The following is a 9774-nucleotide window of genomic DNA, read 5'->3' on the forward strand; positions in this document are numbered from 1 at the left end:
CGCATAGTCCCGCCGACGGCGAAGGGGTGGGCGATGCACGACGAGGCGGCACCGGTACGGATCAACGCGGGCCAGGTCGCGGGAGGACATTTCCGCTACTATGATTTCGTCATGGCGGCGTTCTGCGTCGTCCTCGTGCTCTCCAATGTGGTGGGGGCAGCGAAAGTCGCGACTCTGGGCGGTCTTACCTTCGGCGCCGGCATCCTCTTCTTTCCGCTCTCCTATGTCCTCGGCGACGTCCTCACCGAAATCTACGGCTACGCCCGCGCCCGCCGCGTGATCTGGGCCGGGTTCGGCGCGACGGTGTTCGCGGCGATCATGTGCTGGGTCATCGTCATCATGCCCCCGGCGTCCGGCTGGAAGGGGCAGGAGGTGTATGAGGCGGCGTTCGGGCAGGTCTGGCGCATCGTCGGCGCATCGGTGATCGCCTTCTGGGCGGGTGAGTTCGTCAACTCCTATGTCCTCGCGCGGATGAAGATCCTCACCGCGGGCAGGCATCTGTGGAGCCGTACCATCGGCTCGACGGTGTTCGGACAGGGCGTCGATAGCCTGATCTTCTATCCGCTCGCGTTCCTCGGGGTCTGGACGACGGAGCAGGTGGTGACGGTCATGATCACCAACTGGGGTCTCAAGGTGCTGTGGGAAGTGGTGCTGACCCCCGTCACCTATGCCGTGGTCGGTTTCCTCAAGCGACGCGAGGGCGTGGATGTGTTCGACGAAGGTACGGATTTCACTCCGTTCCGCACGCGTGTCTGAATGAAGGACAGCCTGTTCCAGATGGCCAAGTTCTGGCTCGTCGATTCGACCGGTCTCGCCAAGGATGCGCTGCACATCCATGTCGGGCTGATCGTCTTCTTTGCCGCGGCGTTGCTGTTCCGCTGGCCGCTGCGCAGCTGGAAACCCTGGGCGGCTGCACTTGCCGCGACGCTGGCGGGGGAGGCGTGGGACCTCTGGGATTCATTCCACGAGGGACGGCGCATCCTGCTTTGGGCCAATTGGAAGGATGTGTGGAACACGATGCTCTGGCCGAGCGCGATCCTGCTGCTCGCCCGCAGCACGCGATTGTTCGGCGCCGGGCGTCGATGATAACCAAATAGGTTTTACATGCACGTCGGTTCGCGGCCGGCATCGAACCGGTGCGTGGAGGATGGCATCCCGTTGTATTTCCATGCCCCGCCACCCGGATTCGGTGGCTCAAACGGGGCTGCCGCCCTCAGGGGTGACCGACGGGATTTGCACCCGCTAGCACCGGAGTCACAGACCGGCCGCGCACTGGATTGCGTTCGGCCACACCTGAAGGCGGCAGAAAAGCTTGGGTTTCTGTTGGTTTGGTCAGGGCGGCGGGATTCGAACCTGCAACCTCCCGCTTCCAAAGTGGGCGCTCTAACGCGCTTGAGCTACGCCCTGATCGACGGGCGCAGTGGGGCGGCCGTCAATGTCGGTGGTGGGACGGTCGCGGTCGCGCGAAGAGGTTCGCAGTAAACATGGGCTGCATATGACAGCATCCAATTCGCTGTGCAAGTGCCTATTTGGTGATTTGTTTGCGGGGCCTGAATTTTGACGGATCGCAAAGCGCGTCGTGACCGGCGGGTGCAAGCATCGGGCAACAAGGAGACTCACGATGCAGATGCCCCTTCACGCTCAGGCCTTCGCCGACGCCGTTCCGCTCCGTCGCAACCGCGGCGAGCATGTCTTCGACCTTCACCCCGCACTCCATATTGCGCTGTTCGGCGGCTTCTTCGCCTATCTCGGCATCATGTGGGCTGCGTTCGGGGAGAAGGGGCTGGCGATCCCGTTCGCGATCTTCGCGATCTTCGCGATCTTCCTCGCCGCTGCCTTCATCGTTCCTGCCTGGTGGGCGCGCGTCGCGCCCGGCGAGGGCCGCAAGCCCGGCTGGAACGAGTTCATGGGCGAGGGTGTGGCGTGCGAGACCGGCCGCCTCGGCGCCGGCGGCGCGATGGTCCAGATCCTGATCATGCCGGTGATGCTGATCGGCTGGGGCCTGTTCCTCGCCGTGGTCCGCGCGCTGGTCTGACCGGCTCGGCAGGCGGGCTGCAATGTTGGAATCCGCCTGCTGCAATCACCACCGGAACGACCGGCCGCTCTTTGAACCTGTCGATCGATTGATTGCCGCCGTTCGGACTCGCGCGCGCGTAGGAGTGTGACTTTTGGGACTTTTGGCCCTCAGGCGGCTGTCGCTTCGAGTGCATCCCGGTCCAGCACCACGATCCCGTGGCTGCCCTCGCGCCGAATCGCGCCTTCTCTTTCGAACGCGGTCAGCGTGCGGCTGACGGTTTCGATCGTGATGCCCAGCAGCTGCGCCATCTCGCCACGGGTCAGCGGCAGCTCGAACGCGGTCTCGTCATGGCAGGGCGCCGGGCTGGCGGCGCGGGCAAAGGCGAGGATGAGCGCCGCGACCCGCCCCTTGGCCTGGCGCTTCGAGATGAGGTCGATCAGCGCGCGGCTCTCGTCCAGTTCGCGGCCGAGTTCGCTGAGCAGCCTTGCGGCAAGAGCCGGCCGCGTGTCGCGCAGTGCCTCGAACTGGCTGCGCGGGAACAGGCAGGCTTCGCTGTCGGTCAGGGCGGTGACGTGCAGTGTCGCGGCCGGCGCGAACATCTGTCCCAGCATTCCGGCGGGATGCACCAGCGCGACGATCCGTTCGGTGCCGTCGCGGTCGATGGTGGACATCTTCGCGGCGCCGCGGGTCAGCGTGACGCAGGCCGTATTGGGATCGCCCGCCGCAACGATGGTCTCGCCCCGGGCGTAGCGGCGATGGGTACCGATCCGTGCCAGTTCGGTGCGGTCTTCGGGCGACAGGACCGAACAGACGGCGCGGTCGGCGACCGGGCAGGTTGCGCAGACAATGGGCGCCGCCTTGCTCAACCTCAGGAAACTGCTTCGAGCAGCCCTTCGAACAAGCGGCGGCCGTCGGTGCCGCCGTGCGCGGCTTCGATCTTGCGTTCGGGGTGCGGCATCATGCCGAGCACATTGCCGGCACCGTTGACGATGCCCGCGATCTGGCGCGCGCTACCGTTGACTTCCTCGCCATAGCGGAAGGCGACGCGGCCTTCGCCCTCGAGCCGGTCGAGCGTTTCCTGGTCGGCGAAATAGTTGCCGTCGTGGTGTGCGACCGGGACCGACAGCGTCTCGCCCGCGGCGTAGCGGCTGGTGAAGATCGTCTGGCTGTTGTCGACCGTCAGTGCGACGTCGCGGCACACGAAGTTGAGGCCCTCGTTGCGCATCAGCGCGCCCGGCAGCAGCCCGGTCTCGGTCAGCACCTGGAAGCCGTTGCAGATGCCGATCACCGGCGTGCCGCGCTCAGCTGCGGCGACCACCGCCTTCACCACCGGCGACCGTGCGGCGATCGCGCCGCAGCGCAGATAGTCGCCATAGGAGAAGCCGCCGGGCAGCGCGATGAGGCCGAGGCCGTCGGGCAGCTCGCTCTCGCCATGCCAAACCATGTGCGGCTTGGTGCCGGTCACGCTCTCGATCGCCACCGCGAGGTCGCGGTCGCAGTTGGAGCCCGGGAAGACGATGACCGCGGACTTCATGGTTTTTCCACCCGGTAGTTCTCGATCACGGTGTTGGCGAGCAGCTTCTGGCACATCGCGTCGATGTCCGCGTCGCTGGTGCCGTCGGCCACGTCGAGCTCGATCAGCTTGCCGACGCGGGCCTCGCCCACGCCCGTAAAGCCGAGTGAACCGAGCGCATGCTCGATCGCTTTGCCCTGCGGGTCGAGCACGCCGTTCTTGAGGGTGACGACGATGCGCAGCTTCATGGATTTTGCCTCCGGGGATTTGCCGCGCCCTATGGGCCGGGTAGCCCTCAGGTTCAAGCCCGGTGTTGGGCTTTGCTTAACCGGCACCGCCCCGCTCCCCCGCCCGGTGCCGAAACCGAACAAAGACCCAGGGCTTCATCGGTCATTTACTTGCGCGTGAGACGCTCGGCGATGCCGAGTCGCGGCCACGGGGCCGGGACCGGGGGGAGTGTGTGTAATGGCGTTTCTTGCGATCGCCCTGTTCGTGGTGCTGATGGCGTTCGGCCGCGACTATTTCGGCTGGACCGATCCTCGTGGGATGACGACGATGGCGCTGATCTGCGCCTTCGTCTTTGGGGTCATCGCCGGGCTGAAAGCCAAGGGGTAGCGGGCCGCACGCGGCCGGGGCTTATTTGCCCCGGCGCTTGCGGTGGCTTTCGAGGTCGAGCACCGCCGAGTCGGCGCCCTCGGGCATCAGGCCCAGGCGGCGCGCGACTTCCTGATAGGCTTCGACTTCGCCGCCGAGATCGCGGCGGAAGCGATCCTTGTCGAGCTTTTCGCCGCTGACCATGTCCCAAAGGCGGCAGCCGTCCGGGCTGATCTCGTCCGCGAGGATGATGCGGCTATAGTCATTGTCGAAGATCCGCCCGAATTCGAGCTTGAAGTCGACCAGACGGATGCCGATCCCGGCGAACAGGCCCGACATGAAGTCGTTCACCCGGATCGCCATGTCGGCCATGTCGTGCAGCTCTTCCTGGCTGGCCCAGCCAAAGCACAGGATATGCTCGTCGGTGACCATCGGATCGCCCAGCGCATCGTCCTTGAAATAATATTCGACGATGGTGCGCGGCAGCTGCGTGCCTTCCTCGATCCCCAGCTTCTTCGACAGCGATCCGGCGGCGACGTTGCGCACGACGACCTCGATCGGGACAATCTCGACCTGGCGGATCAACTGCTCGCGCATGTTGAGGCGGCGAATGAAGTGAGTCGGGATGCCGATATTGCCGAGCAGCGTGAAGATGTGTTCGCTGATGCGGTTGTTGAGTACGCCCTTGCCACTGATCGTGCCCTTTTTCTGGGCGTTGAACGCGGTGGCGTCGTCCTTGAAATACTGGATCAGCGTGCCGGGTTCGGGGCCCTCGTAGAGGATCTTGGCCTTGCCCTCGTAGATCTGGCGGCGGCGTGCCATCGTAGTCGCGGTCCTTCAGAAACACGGTGCCCCGGCGGCGCTTGGGTTCGCGCGGACGCCGGGGCTTCAGGCGGGAGCCTATATCGAAAGGCAGCTCCCGGTGCAATCAATCGCTGGCCGTTGCGGCGGCGGTGGTTGTGCCGGGCCTTGCGCGCCGTATGCGGGGGCGCAGCCAGCGCCACACGAACAGCCCGATCAGCAGCACAAGCGCAGGCGGGCCAAGTACAGCGATCGCGCCGAGCACGAAGGCGAGCGTCGCCTGCGCCGACGCGGCAAGCAGGTCGAGCGAGCTGGTGAGCGGCGCCCCTGCATCGAACCCGCGAACGGCGCGGCCCGAGCGATAGTCGAATACCATCGGCGTGTTGGCGAGCGATTCGCGCTGCTCGCTGGTCGCGCTGCGCCCCGCCTCGATCCGCTGGGCGATCTCGGCGCGCTGCTGCTGAAGCTCGGTGCGTTCACTGCCCGGGAGGCCCGGTCGGGCGAGCGCGCGATCGATCCGCGCCAGTTCCTCCTGCGCGCGGGCGCGCTCGGCGGCAATGCGGCTGATCTCGGCGCCTGCATCGGTTCCGGTAATCTCAGCCTCGATCAGCGTGCCCTCGGCCTTCTGGATCGCGGCGATCCCTTCCTTGCCGAACTGACGGGCGAGGGCTGGATCAAGCTTGAACGCCAGCATCGCGACGATCCGTCCCTCACCCAGCAACTGGTAGCGCAGGCCGGTGATGCGGCACCGCGCAATGCCGAGCTTCTCGCATGCCGCGGCATGCTCCTCCTGCGCGGCGGAGATCCGTTCGGCCGGGAGCGAGAAGGCGTAGTGATAGTTGAAGGCGACGCCTGGCGCCGCCGTGACCGCAACTCCCGCCGGCGCCGATGCCGTATCCTCGAGCAATGCTTCCGCAGGCGCCGCGGCCGATTGTTCGTGCGCGGCTGGCCTTGCCTGCTGAGATCCGCTGCCTTCCTCCGGTGCCCTGCTGCACCCGGCAATCGCAAATGCCAGCACCAGAAGTGCCGAACCCGATGTCCATCGCATGAAGTAGCTCCCTCTCCAGTGATGCCGTTCGTCGCTCACAATGCACGACTCATCGCGAATTGATAGAACATCACATTAGAGGGTATTGGACAATGCCCTTTTTTCGCCACATTTGATTGATGACCAATCCCTATGGATTGTCAACGCGTTGTGCGCCCTGCCTCGGCTCAGCCGATGCAATAGGTCCGTTTGCGTGCCTCGTCGCTGGAATCGGGCGGAATCACGCGACCGAGAAAGCGCCGGAGCGCCTTGCCGATCCGCCGGAAACCCCGAGCGATTCCGTTGCTCAACACCTGATGATTCTCCGCCCAGAAGCGGTCGGCATATGGTTCGTGCATCGTCTTGCTCCCAATGTTCGAGGGCTTGCTCCCGAGTGCTGAAATGGCGAATTCCGTTGCGGAGGACCAACAAAAGGATCGACGTAATACATCATTGCAGATTATGAATTCAGCATGCGCCAGCTTCCGCCTCTCGCTGCCGTCCGCGTTTTCGAGGCTGCAGCCCGGCGCGGCAACTTCACCCGCGCCGCAGAGGAGCTGGGGATGACCCAGGCGGCGGTGAGCAATCAGGTGAAATTGCTCGAGGAGCGGCTGGGAATCGCGTTGTTCCGCAAAAGCGGCCGTGGCGTGGTGCTGACGCCGGCGGGCGAGCGCATCGCGCCGCAGGTCAGCACTGCACTGGACGGGCTGGCCGAAGCGTTCGCCACGGCGCGCGCCGAGGATGAGGCGGTGATGACGATCTCGGCGCCCGGCACCTTCTCCACCAACTGGCTGGCGAGGCGGCTGGGCAGCTTTCAGGTCGCGCGGCCCGAACTTGCGGTGCGCGTGCTCGTCACCGATGCGATCATCGATCTTGCCAACAGCGATGCCGATGTGGCGATCCGCGGCGCACACGGGCCCTGGCCCGGGCTGGTCTCGCATTTCCTGATGCGCATGCCGTTCACGGTGATGGCGAGCCCGGACTTTCTCGCGGCGCATCCACCGATCCGCACGCCGGCCGACCTGCTCGGCATGCCCCGCGTGTCGCCCGACGACAGCTGGTGGCAGCTCTGGTTCGAATCGGTGTTCGGTGATGCGGTGGTGGCGTCGCAGCCAGGTGTCGACTTCCAGTCGCAGGTGCATATCGGCAACGCCGCGGTAGCCGGGCATGGCCTTGCGATGCTGTCCCCGCCAATGTGGCTGTCGACGATCGCCGAGGGGCGGCTGGTGCAGGTGGTGCCGGACATGGTGTACTACAAGAACAGCTTCTGGCTGGTCTATCCCGAGGCCAAGCGCCATCTGACCAAGATTCGCGCCTTCCGCGACTGGCTGCTCGCCGACGTGCGGGCGTCGCTGGGTGACGACCCCTATGGCGCGCTGGTTCCGCCAGCCTAGCTTGTATGGAAATGCGCCGATGGCGCATTTCGCGGTATCGGCCCGCTCCCTCACCCGGCCACCCATCAACATACACTGAAGCGGGTGGCCGGGTGGGGGAGCGGGCCGGTACAGCCTTCAAACAAGCCGTGACGCCCCTCGCAAGGGCGGAATAGCCCTGCTATCGACTCTGGATGTCCACCGACCTTTCCGACCCGTTTGACCAGATCGTCGATGCCCCATTCGATAGCGCGCTGAGCGAACGCTACCTCGTCTATGCGATGTCGACGATCACCGCGCGCTCGCTTCCCGATGTGCGCGATGGACTGAAGCCAGTGCACCGCCGCCTGCTCTGGGCGATGCGGCTGCTGCGGCTCGACCCGAGCCAGGGCTACAAGAAGTGCGCGCGCGTCGTCGGCGACGTGATCGGCAAGTACCATCCGCATGGCGACCAGTCGGTCTATGACGCGATGGTCCGCCTCGCCCAGACCTTCGCACTGCGCTACCCGCTGGTCGACGGGCAGGGTAATTTCGGCAACATCGACGGCGATAACGCCGCCGCCTATCGCTACACCGAGGCGCGGCTGACCCAGGTCGCGATCGACCTGATGGACGGGCTCGACGAGGACGCGGTCGAGTTCAAGCCGACCTATAATGGTGAGGAGAACGAGCCCGAGCTGTTCCCTGGCCTGTTCCCCAATCTGCTCGCCAATGGCGCCGCCGGTATCGCGGTCGGCATGGCGACCAGCATCCCGCCGCACAACGCCGCCGAACTGATCGATGCGGCGATCCTGCTGATCGGTCAGCCCGATGCGGACGACGCACAGATTCTGGAGTTAGTGAAGGGGCCGGATTTCCCCACGGGCGGTATCGTCGTGGACAGCCCCGCCGCGATCCACGAATCCTATGTCACGGGTCGTGGCGGCTTTCGCGTTCGCGCCAAATGGGCCCTGGAGGATCAGGGGCGCGGTACCTGGCAGATCGTCGTCACCGAGATCCCCTACGGCATCCAGAAGGGCAAGCTGATCGAGCAGATCGCTTCGCTGATCAACGACAAGAAGCTGCCGATCCTGGCCGATGTCCGCGATGAATCCGATGCGGAGATCCGCATCGTGCTCGAACCGCGCGCGCGCACGGTCGATCCCGATACGCTGATCGAGAGCCTGTTCCGCCTCTCCGACCTCGAGACGCGCGTACCACTCAACCTCAACGTACTCGATCACACGCGCACGCCGCGGGTGATGAGCCTCAAGCAGGCACTGTCCGCTTGGGTCGATCACCAGTTCATCGTGCTGCGCCGCCGCTCCGAACATCGTCTCGCCAAGATCGCGGACCGGATGGAGCTGCTCGAGGGCTACATCATCGCCTATCTCAACCTCGACCGGGTGATCCAGATCATCCGCACCGAGGACGAGCCCAAGCCGGTGATGATGGAAGAGTTCGGGCTGACGGACCGCCAGGCCGAGGCGATCCTCAACATGCGGCTGCGCGCACTGCGCAAGCTCGAGGAAATGGAGCTGCGCAAGGAGCGTGAGGCGCTGGCCAAGGAACAGGCCGAGCTCGAGGCGCTGCTGTCGAGTGATGCGCGCCAGCGCACGCGGATGAAGCGCGACCTGGGCAAGATCCGCGACCGCTATGGCCCCGAAACGGCGCTGGGCGCGCGGCGGACGCTGGTGGCGGAGGCTGCGCCGGCGCGCGAAATCCCGCTCGAGGCGATGATCGAGCGCGAGCCGATCACGGTGATCCTCTCCCAGCGCGGCTGGATCCGAGCGATGAAGGGGCATGCCGAGCTGTCGAGCGCCGAGACGGCTAAATTCAAGGAAGGTGACGGCCCGTTCATTGCCTTCCACGCGCAGACGACCGACAAGCTGCTGCTGGCCGCCGAGAATGGCCGCTTCTACACGCTGGCGGCGGACAAGCTGCCCGGCGGACGCGGGTTTGGCGAACCGGTGCGGTTGATGATCGACCTGGATGGCGGCACCGGCATTGTCAGCCTGTCGCCTGCCAGCGCATCCGCGAAGCTGATGGTCGCGGCGAGCGATGGGCGCGGCTTCCTGGTGAAGACCGAGGATGTGATCGCCGAGACACGCAAGGGCAAGCAGGTTGTGACGCCGCGCACCGGGGCGCAGCTCAAGCTTGTCAGGCCGGTAAAGTCCGAGGACGACTATGTCGCGGCGATCGGCGACAACCGCAAGCTGGTGGTATTCCCGATCACCGAGCTCGCCGAACTCGCGCGCGGACAGGGGGTGCAACTGCAGCGCTATCGCGACGGCGGGCTGAGCGATGCAGTCACCTTCCGCTTCGCCGACGGGCTCTCCTGGCGGATGGGGGGCGAGCAGGGGCGGATGCGCAGTGAGACCGACCTGGCCCCCTGGCGTGCCGCGCGCGGTGCCGCGGGCCGGATGCCGCCCATGGGCTTTCCACGCGATAACCGCTTCTGAAACGGATG

Annotated in this window: 12 protein-coding genes and 1 tRNA gene; 6 read left to right on the plus strand and 7 right to left on the minus strand. The window is 65.6% G+C overall.

The features are described 5' to 3' along the window. Nucleotides 1–33: 33 nt before the first annotated feature. Both AC07TU_RS16895 and AC07TU_RS16900 read left to right on the plus strand, forming a co-directional pair. Nucleotides 34–756, plus strand: a complete 723-nt coding sequence (locus AC07TU_RS16895) for a queuosine precursor transporter (RefSeq protein ID WP_495189089.1) — start codon at nucleotides 34–36, stop codon at nucleotides 754–756. Beyond that, nucleotides 757–1086 carry a hypothetical protein gene (locus AC07TU_RS16900; protein WP_495189090.1) on the plus strand — a complete coding sequence of 110 codons (330 nt, stop codon included), beginning with the start codon at nucleotides 757–759 and terminating at the stop codon, nucleotides 1084–1086. It abuts the gene before it with no gap. Nucleotides 1087–1329: 243 nt separating this feature from the next. On the opposite strand, the gene AC07TU_RS16905 is transcribed toward AC07TU_RS16900, so the two are convergent. Continuing rightward, nucleotides 1330–1407 (minus strand) — tRNA-Pro (locus tag AC07TU_RS16905). A gap of 214 nt (nucleotides 1408–1621) precedes the next feature. On the opposite strand from AC07TU_RS16905, the gene AC07TU_RS16910 reads away from it, so the two are divergent. Next, nucleotides 1622–2035: a hypothetical protein gene (locus AC07TU_RS16910; protein WP_495189091.1), complete on the plus strand. Its 414-nt coding sequence runs from the start codon at nucleotides 1622–1624 to the stop codon at nucleotides 2033–2035. A 149-nt stretch (nucleotides 2036–2184) separates the two neighbouring features. On the opposite strand, the gene AC07TU_RS16915 is transcribed toward AC07TU_RS16910, so the two are convergent. The 3 genes from AC07TU_RS16915 to purS are packed head-to-tail and all read right to left on the minus strand — an operon-like array spanning nucleotide 2185 to nucleotide 3778. Continuing rightward, entirely contained in the window at nucleotides 2185–2883 is a 699-nt protein-coding gene (locus AC07TU_RS16915; protein WP_495189092.1) for a Crp/Fnr family transcriptional regulator, read from the minus strand. 2 nt (nucleotides 2884–2885) lie between these two features. Continuing rightward, entirely contained in the window at nucleotides 2886–3551 is a 666-nt protein-coding gene (gene purQ / locus AC07TU_RS16920; RefSeq protein ID WP_495189093.1) for a phosphoribosylformylglycinamidine synthase subunit PurQ, read from the minus strand. Further along, a complete protein-coding gene (gene purS / locus AC07TU_RS16925; RefSeq protein WP_495189094.1) occupies nucleotides 3548–3778 on the minus strand; it encodes a phosphoribosylformylglycinamidine synthase subunit PurS in 231 nt (76 codons plus the stop codon). Before purS ends, purQ begins: the two co-directional genes overlap by 4 nt. 217 nt (nucleotides 3779–3995) lie before the next feature. On the opposite strand from purS, the gene AC07TU_RS16930 reads away from it, so the two are divergent. Further along, nucleotides 3996–4145, plus strand: coding sequence for a hypothetical protein (locus AC07TU_RS16930; RefSeq protein ID WP_495189095.1), 150 nt, complete (start codon nucleotides 3996–3998; stop codon nucleotides 4143–4145). A gap of 21 nt (nucleotides 4146–4166) precedes the next feature. Here the strand turns inward: AC07TU_RS16930 and purC are convergent, their stop codons facing one another. The 3 genes from purC to AC07TU_RS16945 form a co-directional block, all read right to left on the minus strand. Further along, a complete protein-coding gene (gene purC / locus AC07TU_RS16935; protein WP_495189096.1) occupies nucleotides 4167–4946 on the minus strand; it encodes a phosphoribosylaminoimidazolesuccinocarboxamide synthase in 780 nt (259 codons plus the stop codon). 106 nt (nucleotides 4947–5052) lie between these two features. Then, on the minus strand, nucleotides 5053–5973 hold the full coding sequence (locus AC07TU_RS16940; protein WP_495189097.1) for a hypothetical protein: 921 nt from the start codon (nucleotides 5971–5973) through the stop codon (nucleotides 5053–5055). Nucleotides 5974–6140: 167 nt separating this feature from the next. Next, entirely contained in the window at nucleotides 6141–6311 is a 171-nt protein-coding gene (locus tag AC07TU_RS16945; RefSeq protein ID WP_495189098.1) for a hypothetical protein, read from the minus strand. 114 nt (nucleotides 6312–6425) lie between these two features. On the opposite strand from AC07TU_RS16945, the gene AC07TU_RS16950 reads away from it, so the two are divergent. Further along, nucleotides 6426–7346, plus strand: coding sequence for a LysR substrate-binding domain-containing protein (locus AC07TU_RS16950; RefSeq protein WP_495189099.1), 921 nt, complete (start codon nucleotides 6426–6428; stop codon nucleotides 7344–7346). A gap of 173 nt (nucleotides 7347–7519) precedes the next feature. Next, nucleotides 7520–9766 carry a DNA topoisomerase IV subunit A gene (gene parC / locus AC07TU_RS16955; RefSeq protein WP_495189100.1) on the plus strand — a complete coding sequence of 749 codons (2247 nt, stop codon included), beginning with the start codon at nucleotides 7520–7522 and terminating at the stop codon, nucleotides 9764–9766. The last annotated feature ends 8 nt before the right edge of the window (nucleotides 9767–9774 follow it).

Source organism: Sphingomonas sp. GW821-FHT03E12 (genome assembly GCF_059420685.1).